This window comes from Hahella sp. CR1, assembly GCF_029813005.1.
GTDB lineage: Bacteria > Pseudomonadota > Gammaproteobacteria > Pseudomonadales > Oleiphilaceae > Hahella.
On sequence record NZ_JAPELK010000014.1, the window covers coordinates 106,460 to 123,386 of the forward strand.

Annotated in this window: 15 protein-coding genes; 13 read left to right on the forward strand and 2 right to left on the reverse strand. The window is 46.0% G+C overall.

The features are described 5' to 3' along the window. Window positions 1-72: 72 nt before the first annotated feature. The 4 genes from ONV78_RS26685 (at window position 73) to ONV78_RS26700 (ending at window position 3,668) form a co-directional block, all read left to right on the forward strand. Entirely contained in the window at window positions 73-1,254 is a 1,182-nt protein-coding gene (locus ONV78_RS26685) for an NAD(P)/FAD-dependent oxidoreductase (RefSeq protein WP_279507535.1), read from the forward strand. 115 nt (window positions 1,255-1,369) lie between these two features. Beyond that, a complete protein-coding gene (locus ONV78_RS26690) occupies window positions 1,370-1,765 on the forward strand; it encodes a hypothetical protein (RefSeq protein WP_279507537.1) in 396 nt (131 codons plus the stop codon). A gap of 346 nt (window positions 1,766-2,111) precedes the next feature. Beyond that, window positions 2,112-2,825, forward strand: coding sequence for a hypothetical protein (locus ONV78_RS26695; protein ID WP_279507539.1), 714 nt, complete (start codon window positions 2,112-2,114; stop codon window positions 2,823-2,825). 234 nt (window positions 2,826-3,059) lie between these two features. Further along, entirely contained in the window at window positions 3,060-3,668 is a 609-nt protein-coding gene (locus ONV78_RS26700) for a BRCT domain-containing protein (protein ID WP_279507540.1), read from the forward strand. A gap of 71 nt (window positions 3,669-3,739) precedes the next feature. On the opposite strand, the gene ONV78_RS26705 is transcribed toward ONV78_RS26700, so the two are convergent. Then, the gene (locus ONV78_RS26705; protein ID WP_279507542.1) at window positions 3,740-4,435 is read right to left on the reverse strand and encodes a hypothetical protein; all 696 of its coding nucleotides are present in this window, start codon (window positions 4,433-4,435) and stop codon (window positions 3,740-3,742) included. Window positions 4,436-4,651: 216 nt separating this feature from the next. Between ONV78_RS26705 and ONV78_RS26710 the strand changes: the two genes are divergently transcribed. Continuing rightward, entirely contained in the window at window positions 4,652-5,272 is a 621-nt protein-coding gene (locus ONV78_RS26710) for a macro domain-containing protein (protein WP_279507544.1), read from the forward strand. A 22-nt stretch (window positions 5,273-5,294) separates the two neighbouring features. On the opposite strand, the gene ONV78_RS26715 is transcribed toward ONV78_RS26710, so the two are convergent. Continuing rightward, a complete protein-coding gene (locus ONV78_RS26715; protein ID WP_279507545.1) occupies window positions 5,295-6,035 on the reverse strand; it encodes a hypothetical protein in 741 nt (246 codons plus the stop codon). Between the two features lie 3,222 nt (window positions 6,036-9,257). Between ONV78_RS26715 and ONV78_RS26720 the strand changes: the two genes are divergently transcribed. The 8 genes from ONV78_RS26720 (at window position 9,258) to ONV78_RS26755 (ending at window position 16,811) form a co-directional block, all read left to right on the forward strand. Next, window positions 9,258-10,031 carry a transporter substrate-binding domain-containing protein gene (locus tag ONV78_RS26720; protein WP_279507547.1) on the forward strand — a complete coding sequence of 258 codons (774 nt, stop codon included), beginning with the start codon at window positions 9,258-9,260 and terminating at the stop codon, window positions 10,029-10,031. A 20-nt stretch (window positions 10,032-10,051) separates the two neighbouring features. After that, window positions 10,052-10,825, forward strand: coding sequence for a transporter substrate-binding domain-containing protein (locus tag ONV78_RS26725; protein ID WP_279507548.1), 774 nt, complete (start codon window positions 10,052-10,054; stop codon window positions 10,823-10,825). A 569-nt stretch (window positions 10,826-11,394) separates the two neighbouring features. Beyond that, a complete protein-coding gene (locus ONV78_RS26730) occupies window positions 11,395-12,039 on the forward strand; it encodes a hypothetical protein (protein ID WP_279507550.1) in 645 nt (214 codons plus the stop codon). 408 nt (window positions 12,040-12,447) lie between these two features. Further along, the gene (locus ONV78_RS26735) at window positions 12,448-13,338 is read left to right on the forward strand and encodes a transporter substrate-binding domain-containing protein (RefSeq protein ID WP_279507551.1); all 891 of its coding nucleotides are present in this window, start codon (window positions 12,448-12,450) and stop codon (window positions 13,336-13,338) included. Between the two features lie 194 nt (window positions 13,339-13,532). Then, window positions 13,533-14,315: a transporter substrate-binding domain-containing protein gene (locus ONV78_RS26740; RefSeq protein ID WP_279507553.1), complete on the forward strand. Its 783-nt coding sequence runs from the start codon at window positions 13,533-13,535 to the stop codon at window positions 14,313-14,315. Between the two features lie 130 nt (window positions 14,316-14,445). Next, the gene (locus ONV78_RS26745; protein WP_279507554.1) at window positions 14,446-15,264 is read left to right on the forward strand and encodes a hypothetical protein; all 819 of its coding nucleotides are present in this window, start codon (window positions 14,446-14,448) and stop codon (window positions 15,262-15,264) included. A gap of 150 nt (window positions 15,265-15,414) precedes the next feature. Further along, window positions 15,415-15,969 (forward strand): HD domain-containing protein, encoded by a 555-nt coding sequence (locus tag ONV78_RS26750; protein ID WP_279507556.1) that lies wholly within the window; start codon window positions 15,415-15,417, stop codon window positions 15,967-15,969. Between the two features lie 44 nt (window positions 15,970-16,013). Beyond that, window positions 16,014-16,811 carry a BPL-N domain-containing protein gene (locus ONV78_RS26755; RefSeq protein WP_279507557.1) on the forward strand — a complete coding sequence of 266 codons (798 nt, stop codon included), beginning with the start codon at window positions 16,014-16,016 and terminating at the stop codon, window positions 16,809-16,811. Window positions 16,812-16,927 lie beyond the last annotated feature (116 nt).

A 16,927-nucleotide genomic window follows, 5' to 3' on the forward strand; every position in this document is an offset into this window, starting at 1 on the left:
AAATAAATTCGTCGATAGAGTCTGAGAGGCTTACAATGCGCTGGTTTGCAGACAGTCAGTGTGGAGTCTTTCGTGGTTGAAAAAGTAGATGTGGTCATAATTGGCGCCGGCGCCGCCGGTTTGATGTGCGCGATTACCGCCGGGTATCGCGGCAGGAAAGTCCTGGTGCTGGATCACGCCAATAAAGCAGGCAAGAAAATTCTTATGTCCGGGGGAGGGCGCTGCAACTTCACCCACCTGAACTCCACTCCGGCCAATTATTTATCCAACAATCCCCATTACTGCATCTCTGCGCTAAGACGCTATACCCCTCAGCATTTTGTGGAGTGGGTGGAACGCCATGGCATTGAGTATCATGAAAAAACGCCTGGACAGTTATTTTGCAACGAGAGCAGTAAAGATATTCTCAATATGCTGCTGACCGAATGCGACTGGGCTGGCGCGGAAATTCGTCTGCAGTGCAGCATTGATGCAGTGGAGCAGGACGGCGACGGCTTCCGTCTGCAAACTTCAAACGGCGTTATTCAGTGCGAATCCTTGGTGATCGCCAGCGGCGGGCTGTCGATTCCCACGCTGGGCGCATCGCCTTTCGGCTATAAAATCGCGGAACAGTTTGGCCTCAAGGTATTGCCGACTCGGGCGGGGCTGGCGCCTTTCACGCTGCAGCCGGATGATTTGCAGCGCTTTGCGCCGCTGTCCGGCGTCAGTTGCCCGGTCTCTGTCAGCGTTAACGGCGTGACCTTCAAAGAACCCATGCTGTTCACCCATCGCGGTCTGAGCGGCCCCAGCATGCTGCAGATCTCCAGTTTCTGGAAACCTGGTCAGGAACTCTCAATCGATTTGCTGCCGGACGACGACGTGCTGGCGGAGCTGAAAACCTGGCGGCAGGAATCGCCCAATAAACGCCTGGAGACCTATCTCAATGCGAAGCTCCCCAAGCGTGTGGCGCAGATATTCACCGAATGGAAAAACTGGAACGAAACCTTCCAGCAATGCTCCAACCAGCGCCTGCAGGAAGTCGCAGACGCTCTGAAAAGCTGGAAAATCAAACCCAACGGCACCGAAGGCTATCGCACCGCCGAAGTCACACTGGGCGGCGTCGACACTGACTGCCTCTCCTCCAAAACCATGGCCGCCAAAGACATCCCCAACCTCTACTTCATCGGCGAAGTCGTCGACGTCACCGGCCACCTGGGCGGACACAACTTCCAATGGGCCTGGGCGTCTGGGTTTGCGGCGGGTGGGGAAGTCTAAGAATGGTCTGCTTCTGGAAAACGTGTCTCCAATAGAGTCATCAGCCAATAGGAACCTTGCAATGAGGAAGTGCAGGTATAGCGGCCTCTTTATTTTGCTTTTAAGTGGAAACGCGATGGTAAACGCAGAGGCTGCAGATGCCTCTGCGAATAAGCCAGAAAAAATATTCGAACTGGAAACCTATAAGGTTCGCCTGATAAACGCTGAGTTAGAGATCGATAACGTTTGTCCGAGATTCGAACTTCTGGGCGCAAGTGGGAGTAATGTAATCCAGTCCATTGACGCCTGTGAGATCAAACTGGACGGCTATCGTACGCTTGATGCAAGAACGGACTTCAGCTTTATAGAGTTTTCCGGATATAAAGCAATGGGTGATCAAATAAGCTATGTCGCTGACATGGTCATAATGAAAGGAAAAGAAATCGTCGCGAACTGCTATGTCACCATTGCGGAAAATAAGCTTGTCCAAGGAGAGTGTATACCTATTGAACCGCAATCGATCCATCCGTGAACATGCGAGCCCTACCGTTTAACTGTTCGGCATACCAATCATTGGGGAATGTCAGGTTTGATTAAGTGTCCACACTGTAAAAAGATTAATACCCTTGAGGGGCGAGGTATTAAGGTTGATCCATATACGTGCCGCCATTGCGACAATAAGTCCTACCGCATGCCAGGAGTAACTATTGCAGTGGAATTGGGCGTTACGTTTGTAGGCCTTTATCTGATTTATACATTATTGAGAGTGGGACTGGATAGTATTGTATGGCATGCTTTAGGGGCAACTGCGATTCTACTGACGTGTCTCTCTCTTTGGCCTAATTTGAAAGTGTGAAAGCGGAAGACAGAGGTAACAGATGTCTTTGTTTTTGAACTCCATGCTATTGAGAGCAAGCCGTATGATAAGGCTTTGTATTTTTGTATTGGCGACCCTGCTGGCATTTCCACTTTCCGCCTGCGCGCAAACAGTTTTCTCATGGAGGCATGACGGCGTTGTCGTTAATCAAGGGCAAACGCTTCAGACAGAGCTACAAAACGCCTACGCCGGGTTTGAAACAGACGAAGGGCTCTATCTGGCGGGCTTTAAAATTGATCAGAAAGGGGAGAATCACCCCTTCATTATGTTTATCTCCCGGGACCTGAAAGTAACGACCAGCTGGCCATTGGAAACGATGGCGAGCCAGTTTTTCGAGTACCAACAAAAACTGTATATGCTGGATGTGGAGGGGAAGGCGTTTCAATTCGAGAGTAATGACTGGCGGCGCGCCAATCTGACATTCAAACCCAACTCAATCATCGTCTCCACCAGCCGGGACATAGTTGCCTGCAACCCTGCGCCATTGACTAAGATCGCCAACGGGACAGGCAGTTGTTATTCACTGTTTAAACAATGGAGTGTGGATGTGAACTGGCGTGCTGCTCCGCCAAAGATTTGCGACGGGGAATTAATTATTCAAGAGCACAAAGACGGCTCGCTCCACTATCTTGCGGTAGATATCGAGTCGGGTAAGTTATTGAAATCTCTTTATACTGAGAAAGCGTTCTCCGGTTTGTGTCAGGTTAGTTTTTGATGGCCTAATCTGGCTTATCTTTACGATCACTGCCTATATTATCAAGCCCACCCAAGACTGACTCATCAGTGTCGTTTTTCATTCTTAACGACAAATTCCGTCTTTACAAAAGTTAGAATTCTATTATCGCGAGTGCAGGGGATAATCTAAATATTATCCATTGGCGTATGGCCGCTTTTCAGTTTTAGAAATATTCGCGCCTTAAGTTTCAATCATTTTAGAGAGGGAATATTTATGGATATTTTCACCGAATATAATCTAAATAAAATTAAGGACAGGCAAATAGATACACTGATCGGTCTGAGTAAAGGCATTGTCGCCGATGGAAAGGTTGAGCAGGCGGAAGCGGAGTTTCTGCAAACTTGGTTGGTGCAGAGCAGGAGCGCTTCTGACAATCCAATTATCGTTAACTTGTTAGATAGAGTTAGCGTTATGTTGGAAGACGGTGTTTTGGATGGAGAAGAGTCCTCAGAGCTTCTAAGTGTTCTGAAAAGGATCTCTGGCGATGAGTCTTATCTCGGCGAGGTCGCTAAAGCAACCAGACTGCCTATTATTGAACCTATGCCGCCCATTACTTTTCAGGGACGATCGTTTCTTTTTAGCGGAACCTGTGCGCTTGGGACGCGGGAACAATGCGAGGAAGCGACTGTGGCGCGTGGAGGCAAGATAGCCAAAAACGTTACGAAATCACTGGATTATCTGGTGATAGGAACCTATGTGAAGGATAGCTGGGTTCATGAAAATTTTGGGCGGAAAATTGAGAAGGCCATGACGTATCGGAATAATGGCGTTCCCATTGTAATTATTACTGAACAGCACTGGGCTCAGTCAGTATGTATGTAATTGGATGATGGATATGTTGGATGCAAGGTTGATGAAAGGTTAAATACGATGGACACTTTATAAAGATTGTTTCATTGCACCCGATCTTCAGCTGGAAGAAGTTCTACATGTTTTGAAAAAGCCTCTACTATCTGAGGGATTTTTTCTTTGTGCTTAATATTGAGCATCATATAAGTAACGGCTTCATATAGCATGTGGTCGTTGCACTTCTTGAAATCAACGTCGAATTTCCTTTTGATCTTTTTATAGTGATCGTCGGTGATGGCGATGCCGTTTATACGGTGCGCCATCGCCATGTTCACATAAGACTCCAGATTGGGGGAAAAGACCATATTCTTCTTGATGTTTTCCGGGAAGTGATCGTACGCGGAGATGCCTAATAATTTTCCGACCACTAATTGGTCTATGTTCTGCGTGTCGGGGCAGTCCAATGAGATCGGTATATACAGATAAAAGCGCTGGCGATTCAGTGGCCAGGGTATGGCCACCAAATGACTGTAAATCTCCGTCACCTCTTTAATTCTTATGAAATCACCGTCAATACTGCCTTCATCGGCGGCGCGTATGGAGCGCGCCAAAGGAAGGTTCACCCACTCGATTCTCCAAGGGGTATCCCGAAAAGCGGCTTCAACGAACCTCTGATAAGGCGCATACAATTGCGCGATCTCATCGTTCGCTCCGATTCTCAGCACCTCCCGCGTATCTGAAGCGGCGCAGGCGGCTGCAGTTGCGCAGAACCATAACCCTAATACCGAAAGAACTTTCATAGCATTTTCCACCGAAGCGCATCCTGGTGAATATGGACTGAAGTTTTTACAGGCGTCGCGCATATTTAGTTTAGTAAACTACGCTGGCAATTAAAGCGCGTTAGGTGAGTCGGGTTGAGGGCTGTGGCTAAAGCGGCAAACTCGTTTTACCCATGTGGCCTGGCGCTTATGAGTAGAATTAAAAGCGACTTCGCTAATCAAAACAGCGGAAGCGTGATGGAGATCAAAGAGGAGAGAGTATTCTTGCTTCAGAAAGTATTTCTTATCGATCAGTCTGAAAAGCTCGTAAAGGCATGGAAAGAAGCCTTTAGTGGTTTTGATAACTTTGAAATCATCCAAGGCGACTTTTTCTCAAAGGCAGCCGACGCGATGATCAGTCCGGCGAACAGCTTTGGCATTATGGACGGCGGACTGGATCTGGCGATTCGAAATACGCTTGGCTTTGAAGTGGAGGAAAGAGTGCAGCGACGCATTCTTGACGACTTTCACGGAGAATTATCCATTGGCTCCGCGGTAATTGTGGGGACGGATAACGCGCGGTGGCCTTATCTGATCTCGGCGCCAACCATGAGGATTCCCGAAGACGTTTCCAACACGCTTAACCCCTATATTGCGTTTCGGGCAGTTCTACTGGCGATAAAAACGCATAACCTTCGTTCTGAGAGAAAGATAAATTCTATTTTGTGCCCCGGTTTAGGAACGGGAATAGGGCGGGTGGAGCCCAGGAAGTGCGCGGCGCATATGAGAGTCGCCTACACATCCCTTTCCAAACCAGCGCGAACTCCCAGCTATAACGAAATTCATGAGGTTCATCGGAGGCTTCAAATGGTGGTTTGAAGTAGGGGGGGCGGAGGACGTCTCAGACTTCGAGCAAGATGAGATTTCCTTTTTCTAGTTTTAGTAAAAAGCTACTGGGTTTCTCTATGGAGGTGTCGAAGTCAACTGTATTTGACTCCATTCTGTCAGTTTTTCTGTAGTCTGTTTCTCGTATTATTATCCGGTGGCGCCCGACGCTGGCTCTTGCAGAGAAACCATCGATGGGTTGTTTGCCGTCTCTTGTTGAAGGAATATTGCCATCGATATAGATTGAAAACTTATCAGCAATCAGATCTGGATGACGGGCAACAGCAATAGCTATTCTGCATGGATGTGCTTCTAAGTATTGCCTGGTAGACTCCTCAAAGAGTTCGTCCTTGGTCTTTCTCTTTTCGACTACCCACATTGTTTTGTTTGTAACGATTCTCCCATTAATAAAAGGGATGTACAGCCTATCTTGAAAGAAGCCTTTGCGCATATCCAATAAGAAGTCTCCTGTCAGTTTCTCTCCTACCTGCTCTAGAGGCTTCAGCCTCTCATATGGATATTCATATCTATCAAGAATTAGCTCGCCAGACTCTGTAAGCGTATAGCAGGAAATATAACCGCGCGCCAATGCGCTGCTAATGCCTGGGGAGGCGCGAGAGGGACTTGACTGAAAGCTGTAAGAAGAGAAAGGGCTGCCAGTGTGCTCAGATCTTGCGATAATCCTATAGAGGTGCAGATCTCCCAGTTCGATGCTATTGTGCATGTTTTCTATTTTATCTGGTATTTGCGCTGTCATGCTTTAAATCCTGATTCATACTTAAAGGCTCGCTTTATGCTCTCATAGAGTACTAGTTTGAGATAGTGTTTATAGCTAATTCACGGTATATAAGGAAGCGAAATGAAGGGCGGTGTAAGAGTTGATCTTATCAGATTTAAAACTACTGATTTAAGAACATAGTTGATATTATTTGATATTCAAGATGAAGGGTATGAGTAATGGATGCTGATTTATATAAGACTCCGGTGAGTGATTGCGATCTAGAGACGGATGAGGCGAAGAAAAGAGGCTTTAATGTTATATGGATATTTGGGGCAAGTTTTTTTGTGTATTTGTTTCTTGCCTATTTTTTAGTCCTTGTTCTATGGAATGTTACTATATCAGTATATTTATTCGAGGTAACTTCGGTTGGCTCATCACTAGGGATTCTTCTGTGGTTGAGGTTTGCGCTCATGGTTAGGCAGGCCAAGTTCCAGCGGCCCTCTTTGATTCATGACTTATTAGATTGTTCCTGTGTAGCGATAATGATAGTTGCATTTTTGTTCCAGGAATGGAAAGTCGCCTTCATAATCTTCTGCGCCTCTGGGGGCTACGTAACACTCGGACTAGCAACGATATTATACAGTGAGTATGTACGAGGAATTCAGATCCGTACAACTGGTCGTGCTTACTATTTTTTGCGTAAGTAGTGATGAAAAATATATGGTGAAATCAGTAATGAGCTGGAGAAAATAGCTCCTACCTCTGACGAGGCAAGACCCTGTAAATAATTCTGTGTATCTGCCTGGTTGTTAGAGATACCCAGTCAAGCGATCTTCGAACTCTGTAGGCTGGTTGACAAAAAGCGTGCAGCTGCGACCAAACAAAACGCTAAATTTTATAAAAAATCATTGTGCATTTTTCTGGTAACTATGAGTAGTCATTTATTGCTTCAAATAATGAATAAGGAGACGCTAGCGTCAATACAGATGGAGAGGCACTGGCTGACGCAGTTTGTTGCTCCATATTCGAAAGCGATTACCCAGCCAAAGCTCCTTTATAATACGTCTCTAGTGATGGGGAGAGGCAATGTTTACTTTTAAACAGATATCGGGCCGCTTTTATCAATTATTTTGGCCTTTATATAGCCATTGCTTGATATATCGACAATAAAGCTATCGTCCAGCTTTGAAAGACGCAAACTATATGAGTCTCTACCGCAACTCTCCAAGTGTACAACACAATGACATGATTTTAATATATTTAGCTGCCCATCTTCAAACTCAAGAGACACCCAATCCGGAGCTTCACCTTGAGTGTGAACGGTCATTTCTCCTTTTTTTGTGGTTCATATTTGAATAATATTCTGTGTGTCGGAACCGGATACAAATAGCTTATATTTTGATACCCCAGTCCTTTCTAGAAAGACTTCGCAGCCGTCCATAATGAATTCATCTAAATCACCGTTGTTATACTCTTGTATTCTCATTTTTATGTATGATAACTCTTTGTCTTAGTATTCGGCGCTATAGTTGGTTAGATGGAAGGTTCAAAAGACCACTTCGCATTTATGAATTCAATACTAAAAATGCCTGTCAACCCCGTGAGGACTGTAATCTTTCCAGAAATATTTTTTCTGGATTGATGGAATTAAAAACTGTGCACTTCCATCTCCGAAAGCGTAGAGAGAGTTATCTCGCTATCCATCTTAATAGAAACCTCTTCAAAATTGAAAAGCTTGAGTGAAAAGCATCTGTACTGGCCAATAGAGTCTTCAAAAGGTGTAACCACCAGCAGAATCCTATGTTCTGAAATAGAAAAATCTACTATCGGAAGGTCGTGCCATTCAATATCAGTAATGGAATTCATCTTTCACTCATGCGCATTCTTAATTTATAACCTTTGGTCTGCAGGAACTCTTTTCGAGGGTTCAACTAATTTATTGAAATGCTTGCTGTCCATGGTTTCGCTTTTTTTACAGAAAATTTTTATTATTGGTTCGATGACCAAAATATTAAATAAACGGCAAGAAGATCTGCGACTATACCTACGGAGAAAAAAACTATTGCTGACCTGTAGAAGAACTTCATAAATGAGTGTCTCTTAAATAGCCAGATAACGAGAGCTGGGAGAAGCGACAGGATTATTGTGGCTGTCGTAGCATACGCTACTTCGAGGAAGTAGTTGACTTCTGCTTCTGGGTCATAGTAAGTCTTGGCTGCGTACAGAAAGTATATATAACTAAATATGAATAATATGCAACTTAATGGCGCCAGATACTTGCTTTGCATTCTAGAGTTTTTCCTATATTTTATAATATATTTGTCGTGATATTTTGGATTTTTATCTCTTGAAAGGAATCTAAAACTAACGATTTTAAAATAATCCGGAATACATAGTGGATTGCTTCAGCATTATAAGGGAGAGCATGTCCGATATTTTAAATGCAGTGATAACAAATATCGTTCCAAAGGTCCTTGTGCTCAGGCTTTAAAGTTACTCCATTGGAGTCTGAATCTACACATGCAAGAACTCCTTTTCCTGGAGGAAAGCCTCCTTCTGCTTCTCGTTTATCCAGCATCGATAGAAGCTCATGTTGTTTAGATTCTGCGATATAGGTTATTACAATCAACCTGAGTCCTTCATATATATCTTGTCTGTTCATATAAATTCCAGGTTCGATTAAAAATAGAACGACTGCAGCAGAACTAAATGAGACGCCGTGGATGATTTTTCCAGTTGCTTGCAATAATAACTTGTTACTTCACAAGTATAAATGAGTTTTCCCTTTTGTCCTTTGTGCGCTTTTACGGTTAGCGCCAGATAGATGGGGATGGCCTTCTGATATTTCTGCTGATGCATGCAGAAGGAAAGTCTTAAGCACGACGTCAAGCTTATCGAATAGGATGAAGCTTCCCCGTCAGCCTGGCGTCAAAGCAGCCTCCCAATCTCTTTGTGTTTTTTGTACATTTATCGGTCATGTCTGCCCCTGTCCAACTGAGAATTTTGGAGCTGGGCTAGAGACGTCATGTCAGAGGCCAATAGGACTTTTTAGCCGCCATTGTTGGCGTTTTCCCTCTGGCGCATCCATCCCAGTATAGGAAGGACAAAGTTAAGCGCACCCTTTGTCGAGATCTCTACTGCGCGTCAAGCTGTACTTTTTTTGATCTGCTCTATACTCAATTACTAGGATGAATCTGCTCTATGCGTTTGCCGGTGGAGCGCATAACCCGCAACCAGTTATGACGAGAGGGGCTAATTATGGTTATTGTTTCTAGCACTATTAGAAGAATAATTATGATGCTTTTCATTCTCATTTGTACCCATGCAAATGCAGAAACGATAAAGATATCAAATGGGGAGTGGGCTCCGTTTACATCACAAAGTTATAAACACTATGGTCTTGCTGCGCATATTGTTTCTGAAGCATTTAAAGCTTCAGGTGTTGACGTCGAATATGCTTTTTTCCCCTGGGCGAGAGCTTTGATAGATGCAAAAGAAGGGAAAGAGTTAGCGGCGACTATCGTTTGGACATATAGCGATGAGAGAGCGAAGGACTTTTTATACACTGATCCTGTCTTTACGCTTAAGTCTGTCTTCTTTCATAAAAAGGGAAAGGTCGTTGATTGGGAAAAGCTTGCAGACCTCAAAGATTATAAAATTGGCGGCGCTATTTCATATAGTTATGGAGATGAATTCACTGAGCTTGAAAAAGCCGGAGTGCTAAACATGTCTCGGATAGCGGACGACACCAATAACCTGAAAAAATTAGTCTCTGGGCGGATAGATCTCTATCCAACTGAGATGCAAGTCGGCCTTGAATTAATCAAAAATGAGTTGCCGCCAAATGAAGCGGAGCAGTTAACTTACTCAAAGCCCTATAGAGAGTCAGAGTACTTTGTCCTTGTATCAAAAAAATATCCTGGCGGCAGCGAGTTAGTGCAGAAGTTTAACGAGGGCCTTGTGAAGATAAAGGAAAGCGGCCTATATCAGAAGATGATGGATGACAGTGTGAATGGAAGCTATAGCCCGTAATTGAAAATGGTTTGGGGCGTATGCGCTATCTTTTCTGGTTAAAGAAGCTAATAAGGTTTTGGCTGACGATTACCTTTTCCCTTGCCGTTAGCGCAAGCCTTTCATACTCTGTTGAGGTTGATAAAAAAATAGCCTTGCTGACAGGAGACTATCCGCCATATGAAATTGAAGTTCCTAAAGATGGGCTGGTTGGCTATGACATAGAAGTGGTTAATGCGGTGTTTCAAAGGGCGGGATATGAAGTTGATATCCGCTTTTTTCCCTGGAAACGAGCGATTAACCAGATCGAAAACGGGCATGCTGCTGGTGGTTTTTCTATTGCGGACACTCCCGAGAGGCGTGAGATATGCGCGCTGTCCGATCCGATCAGCTCTATTACCCCTGTCTTAGCTGTAAGAGCCGACCTCAAGGAGCCTCGCCCTCAGGCCCTGGCTGAAACTCTATTGTATAGAGGAGTAGGAATACGAGGTTACTCGTTTCAACAGGAGTTGGCTCGTATTGGCGCACCGCACACGATACTTAGCACTGATGAGCAGGCCTTGCTATTTCTGATAAAATCTCGTGCGGACGTATTTTATACTGTTAAAGAAAGCACTCAGTTTCTTGTGAAGAGCATGGGCTTAGAGAACCAAATACAGTTTGTTCTCCTGCAAGATAAGCAAGTTGAATACTTCCATGTTTGTTTCAGTAAGGCTTGGCCTAATTATGAACGATATGTCGATGTGTTCAATAAGGGGCTAAAATCCCTTAGAGACGAAGGACTATATGAGCTGATACACAGGAAGTACGAATAATTATTCATAAGTGATCTGACCAGTAAGCTGCTCCTAAAATCAGTTCTGATGTGTTGGAGGGCGGAGGGTTCACGCAAAAAATTTGAATAAATTGGTTGTAGAGTTGTCTTTATAATAGCACCCCAATACGCTGACCCGTGTTTCCGCCAATGTCGAGGGAACCTGACATGTTAATGTCCAGGAAGTTCAGGTCTTAGTTGATTTACAGCTTCCAAATCTCCTCACATTTGAGCGAATGCGGGCTAGGCCTTCGTTGTGTAAGAAGGATCTATCTCTGATTCTGCTTGTTCGATGAGATCTGTGGGCGCTGACGCCATTCTACCATTCACGTCTTCGTTATTTTTAATCCAAAACGCAACTATTCTGCCTTTGTAAAAGCAAGGCGGCCATGAATTGTGAAAGAAAATAGCAAGTCAGTATTACCGTAAAGGATATGTGTTCTCGCTAGCGCTATCGTCAATGCAAACAACATATGCATAGAAGTAAAAATAAATATTCATTTACTGGTTTGTAATATGAATTTATCAAAAGTCCGAATTTAGGATTCGGCAAGGATCAGGAGAACACATATGTCTTTATTACATGTCCAAAACGCAATTGCGATAGCAGAACAATGGCAGCGCCAGAACAGACAAATTACTTGGTCTCCACTTGTTATGCCGCCTCAGAGAATGCGGCAAAACTGGGTTGTCAACAGTTCTATGGAGCGTTGGGCTAGGGGGTTAGACGTCAATCGTCCAAACCCGTTGAATATGGCGGCTAATCAAGTTGAAATATGTTGCTTTGAAATGCTGCTCCTGGCCGCCGCAGCGGCGAATGTCCCGAGACAGTTCTTTTTAGACCGTTATAATCGCGCTAATCAAGCAAGAGGTATAAACGGGCGCCGCTGGGGCGTACAAATCTTGCGTAATATGTTTCATAACGAAGTCTTTCACCAGTGGCCGGCGCCATTTCCCGCTAATTTAAATAGAGGCGACGTTGTTGTTTTCTCATACAGTAACCAGCCTTTATATCATGGGCAATATCAACTTGGGCACGCCGTGTTGCTGACAGGCCAACAGGATGCCTTTGGCAGGCATATTGCGATGAGCTTTTGTGGAACAAACAATCAGCCTGTGACTCGTGTTGAGAGGACGACGGTCGAGGCGCAGATATTAAATGGCGGTAACGGCACAAGGGCTTTCTACGGTAGGCCAGCTTGGCTGGGAGCATAGTAAAGATAAGAATGCCGAGTGAGCGTTAGCATCAAGATGCGCTCAGCTCGGCGCTATTGTGGGCGTGTCATTAGCGATCACGCCCATTTTCGTCATTAGGGAGCCAATACAAGAGCTCTACCATAAAGTTATTGGGGCGAATCTGGGGTGTGGGCTTGTCTAACCAGTTGATTTAATGAAACATCTACGATTTCCGTCTCAATCCCGCTGAACCAGATTCTTTCCATTCTCTTAATCTCCTGTCGATTCAGAATAAGTCGTCTAAATTTAATATATGAGTATTGGATCTCCGTCTTTGTCGTCGTCCGCTCGGGGATAATCAGGCGAAGGAGGGCTGGCGTTTTTGTGATGTGGAATTGGCGAACACTGATGTAATTAACATAATTTTCGGCGGTAAGAGGTGGGGTTGTGTTACATTTTAAGTCGCTGATATCTCTAGTGATTCCTCTTTTTTCTTTGTTTACTTTCAGTTTGGCTCCCCAAGCGAGAGGGGAAATCATTGTCAAGCACTATCAGCATCAAGATAGATACAAATACGGCCTTAAAGTATTGGATCTTGCGCTGAGCAAACTGAACGTCCCCTACAAAATACAATTCCCTGAATTTTTGGATGTCAGCATCAATGAGGCCAGGGGCGAACTCATGGTGACAAAAGGAATATTGAATCTTGAGTTCATGTCTACAAACCTGGAGCGCGAAGAAAAGATGATCCCTATAAGGATTCCTATTTATCGAGGAATCCTGGGGCTCAGACTTTTATTGGTGACCCAGGAAAAGAGTGAGATTTTCAGCAAGATAGACGACATTGATGATCTCAGGCAGTTTGTCGGCGGACATGGGGTGCACTGGGGAGATTTGCCTGTCTACAGCGCAAATGGATTGAAGGTAGTCACAAGCTCCCAATACGAAACCTTATTTACTCTGCTGAGAAATAATAGGTTTGACTATTTCCACCGCGGTTTCCTGGAAATTTGGGATGAGCTGGACAGGAATCAGGATCGACTTGTCGTCGCGGATAACATCATGCTGTTTTATCCGCATCCCGTGTATTTTTTCATTTCCAGAAATGAGCCTGAATTGGCGAGGAAGCTGGAGGAGGGATTGAATATCGCTATTGCCGATGGCTCTTTTAAAACGCTTTTTACAGAGGAGATGAAAGGTTATTTAGCGAAGGGAAATCTATCGTCCAGGAAGCTCATTATATTGAAAAATCCCGTTGTGCCTGAAAACAGCCCGGCTATCGACGCCAGCTGGTGGCTCCCGGAGAAATTTCAAAAGCAGTTGGCGGCGTCTCAATAGCTTAGACTTCCGCTAATCTCCCATTCCCAGCTTCGCGTTTGGGGACCTCCCAGTCGGTGAAACGCCCGCATTTGCAGGGACCAAGCCCGCTCGGCAATTGAACTATACTAAATACGTTCGCAGAAACCTGATCATTGGGGCGGTAGTCGCCACATGGTTGTCTCCATTCGTTTTGGACGCCTGGAGGTTGTCGAATGACGCTTGCTTCATTGCGTTGTATTGGCGCGCTTTCGTTGCTGGTGTGGAGTGTTGCGCCCTTGGCTGCTAACTCCATCGATTCGCCTGAGGCCAAGCAAAGTAAAGCCGAGATCCGCGTCGCTATAGACGCCTGGCCGCCTTTTCGTATTTTGGACAATGAAGAGGGCTACAGCGGGATCGATTTTGACTTGTGGGCCCGACTCGCCAGCGAATTAAAGCTCGATATCGATTACGTGCGCTGCCCATGGGTGCGTTGCCTGAAAATGATGGAGGACGGCGCCGTTGACGCCATGAGCGGCTTGGCGCTAAGACCTGACCGGGCGTTATACATGGACTATCTGGAGCCGGCTTATTACAGCTGTTCAACGGTGTTTTATGTCAGAAAAGGGCGTGGTGGAATACTTCAGGACTATGAAGACCTCTATCGCATTGATGTCGGCATCGTCACGGGGTCGGCTTATTTTCAGACCTTCGATGAAGATGAAAAGATTAACAAGATTGGCGTCAGCACCGAAAAGCAGTTAGTGGAAATGTTGGGGCGTTTGCGTTTGACGGCAATAGTCGGGACAGACTGCCAGGCGGACTATGAAATCGCCCAGTCCCCCTATAAAGGCCAATTCGACAAAGCCGAATATCGCCCCGGCAACAGTGTTGACTTATATTTCGCCATATCCAAAAAATCCTCCTTTCGCGACAAAAAGGATGAGTTTTCGCAGGCTCTTGCGCATCTTTTACAAGCAGGGGCCATCGAAGATATCCGTCATCAATATTTGCATTGAACTATTCATAAGCTCCCCGGTCTAACAAGGTTGGCCATAAATTCTGGCGTTGGCGAGGCGTCTCAGTGAACGCCAAAAATCAGTCCTCTGACTTATCGATTGACCACAAATACCTACTTAAGGAATCACGATGGAGAGCTACCCGTTCTTATTTCTTGGCCATGGCGTTGGTAACTTATCTAGCGGTTTTGATGCGCATATTCTTTTTGCTGAGCGACCGGATGAGCAAGCCATGGCGGATATTCAAGTAAAGCTTCAGGGGCATGGGGAAATTCGCTGGAGCGGCAACAGCGCTTCTTTCTGTGTGTCTGATCGCCAGATAAAAGGCGCCATGAAGTATGACCCTACCTATAGCGACAACCCGCAGATGCTCGACGACTCGGAGATCTATAAGACCTTTGGTTTGGTTCAGAGCAAGTTGAACGACATACAGCAACGGCTGGCGCACTTTTATTATGACTTTCAACTTACGGTGCAGGAAATTCATCAGACCTTTCCGGTCTCTTTATGCCTCATCCAACAGGGACCCAGAGTAAAGCTGACCCCATGGCATGCGTGGAGCGAGGAGCGATTGCCGCAGGTATTTGATGTGATGTCGGACTATTTTAGTCGTGAAGACGTTCGTAGCGAGCGCTTTAAAGATTACACCGAGGTTTCTTACTACGACGCCAATGCGGTCATTCTATGCCACTTTATTGAGACAATCGTGAGGAAAAAGGCGGATGTTAAAAAGCTCTCACCCGAGACTGTGTCCCGTCTGATTGAGGTTATTAAGTCCGCGATTGGCTACTCGGATAACTCCGACAATTTCCTGCTTAGCGCGGCCCTTTATTTGGGTGGAGTGGAGATGGAGGAAATCATTGTGGATTTTCCTGAGCACGCAATGGAGGCGCTGGAAGAGATCAACGAAGATTTGCCTTTGGATGAGCGGTTTCCCGAAGGGTTGTGAGACAACGATGGCGCAATATGTTCTGACATGATGAGAGTGACGATCTTGCCGTATTTTTAGTCAGGCCTCGTTCTTTCCAAGTATTGGACGGGGCAGAGTTGATGCTGCATTATGGCGTGGTTGTACACCTGTGAAACGAGGTTTGATTTCATGCTTGTCGAGAAGGCGAAGATATTCGCCAACGCCGCCCATGCCGCTATCGGTCAACGAAGACGTTATACCGATGAACCTTATATCGTGCATCCCGCCGAAGTGGCGGGAATCGTTGCGTCAGTGGGGGGAGACGAAGAAATGATCGCCGCCGCCTACCTGCATGACATCGTCGAAGACACCCAGGTCACACAAGAACTGATCCTGGAGTTCTTTGGCCCTTCTGTTGCGAAACTGGTGGAGGAGGTGACTGACGTGAGTCGGCCGCAAGACGGTAATCGTCAGGCTCGCAAGGAAATAGACCGACAGCACCTCGCCAACGCCTCCCCACGAGCAAAAACCATCAAGCTGGCGGACTTGATCAGCAACTCAACCAATATCATTCAGCATGACCGCTGGTTCGCCAAAGTCTATATGCAGGAGAAAAAGCTCCTGTTGGAAGTGCTTGGCGAAGGGGATTCAAGCCTGTATCAAAGAGCTCAGACCATCGTCAGTGAGTATTATGCGGAACGGGAAGCTCGCCGGTTGTTAAGAAGCGGCGAGCAAAACGTCTAAATCAGCGGCCGGGTGACTCCGGCTATTTTGGCGCTTCTTTTTGTATGAATAAATTTAGCTTAACGGCGCTAAGCGGCGTCATTCTGATCGTTGGCGCGACGCCGTATGTGTCGGCTGTGGAGTCGGTCTCAGATATGCAGACGAGTCCCATCAGGGAAGCGGAATATGCGTTGATATATAACGGACCTGTATCAGATGCTGAAAGCTCTGAAGCCATCGCGGACGTCGCCGTCCAGGCGGGCCTGACAGTGAGGTATATCACAGACCTGAAAGCGCTGCCGGACATGCTGAGTGGGGCGAAAGTTTTCATCATCGGCGGTACGGAAGACGACGTTGAGCCCCTGGTTGACGCCTTTACGCCGGATCTCTCCGCTTCATTAAAGGCTTACCTGAACAATGGCGGGCGTTACCTGGGGATTTGTGGCGGCGCCTACGTCGCGTCAGTGGGGTGGGCTGAAGAAAATCGGTTTGTGGATGCGTTAGGCATCGTTCCGGCGGAATCCGATAATTACGACAGTGACTTCGCTCCGAAAGTCTACCCTGTTATTTGGTCAGGGGAAGAGCGTCAGATGTATTATCAGGCTGGCCCTGCATTCAAACTGACGCAAAGCAAGGAGCAAGTTCGCAACATCGCCTACTTTGAAAACCGACAAATCGCCGCACTCATAAGCTCCTACGGGAAAGGCAAAGTAGCGGTGTCCGGCCCGCACCCGGAAGCCCCCGAATCATGGAAAGAAAATACTTTGGACGGCGCCGAGATGGAATCCAATCTGGACCTGGCAATCAAACTAATGCAGGAGTTGTTATCCGACCGGCCTGTTGATGGCTCTGGTGGTGTTTGAGGACCGTCAGAGCAATTGTCTTACTCACAGTTTTTATTGCTATTCGAAGAAGCCATATCTGACTACCCCTACAACGCCGGGCTGGTGGAGCAGTTCAAGTGTATTGGTTTTGGCGT

Bases quoted from the DNA above. Each gene is read 5' to 3' on its own strand.
- ONV78_RS26690 (WP_279507537.1), top strand. From the start codon at position 1,370: ATGGTAAACGCAGAGGCTGCAGATGCCTCTGCGAATAAGCCAGAAAAA.
- ONV78_RS26695 (WP_279507539.1), top strand. From the start codon at position 2,112: ATGTCTTTGTTTTTGAACTCCATGCTATTGAGAGCAAGCCGTATGATA.
- ONV78_RS26700 (WP_279507540.1), top strand. From the start codon at position 3,060: ATGGATATTTTCACCGAATATAATCTAAATAAAATTAAGGACAGGCAA.
- ONV78_RS26705 (WP_279507542.1), bottom strand. From the start codon at position 4,435: ATGAAAGTTCTTTCGGTATTAGGGTTATGGTTCTGCGCAACTGCAGCC.
- ONV78_RS26710 (WP_279507544.1), top strand. From the start codon at position 4,652: ATGGAGATCAAAGAGGAGAGAGTATTCTTGCTTCAGAAAGTATTTCTT.
- ONV78_RS26715 (WP_279507545.1), bottom strand. From the start codon at position 6,035: ATGACAGCGCAAATACCAGATAAAATAGAAAACATGCACAATAGCATC.
- ONV78_RS26720 (WP_279507547.1), top strand. From the start codon at position 9,258: ATGGTTATTGTTTCTAGCACTATTAGAAGAATAATTATGATGCTTTTC.
- ONV78_RS26725 (WP_279507548.1), top strand. From the start codon at position 10,052: ATGCGCTATCTTTTCTGGTTAAAGAAGCTAATAAGGTTTTGGCTGACG.
- ONV78_RS26730 (WP_279507550.1), top strand. From the start codon at position 11,395: ATGTCTTTATTACATGTCCAAAACGCAATTGCGATAGCAGAACAATGG.
- ONV78_RS26740 (WP_279507553.1), top strand. From the start codon at position 13,533: ATGACGCTTGCTTCATTGCGTTGTATTGGCGCGCTTTCGTTGCTGGTG.
- ONV78_RS26745 (WP_279507554.1), top strand. From the start codon at position 14,446: ATGGAGAGCTACCCGTTCTTATTTCTTGGCCATGGCGTTGGTAACTTA.
- ONV78_RS26750 (WP_279507556.1), top strand. From the start codon at position 15,415: ATGCTTGTCGAGAAGGCGAAGATATTCGCCAACGCCGCCCATGCCGCT.
- ONV78_RS26755 (WP_279507557.1), top strand. From the start codon at position 16,014: ATGAATAAATTTAGCTTAACGGCGCTAAGCGGCGTCATTCTGATCGTT.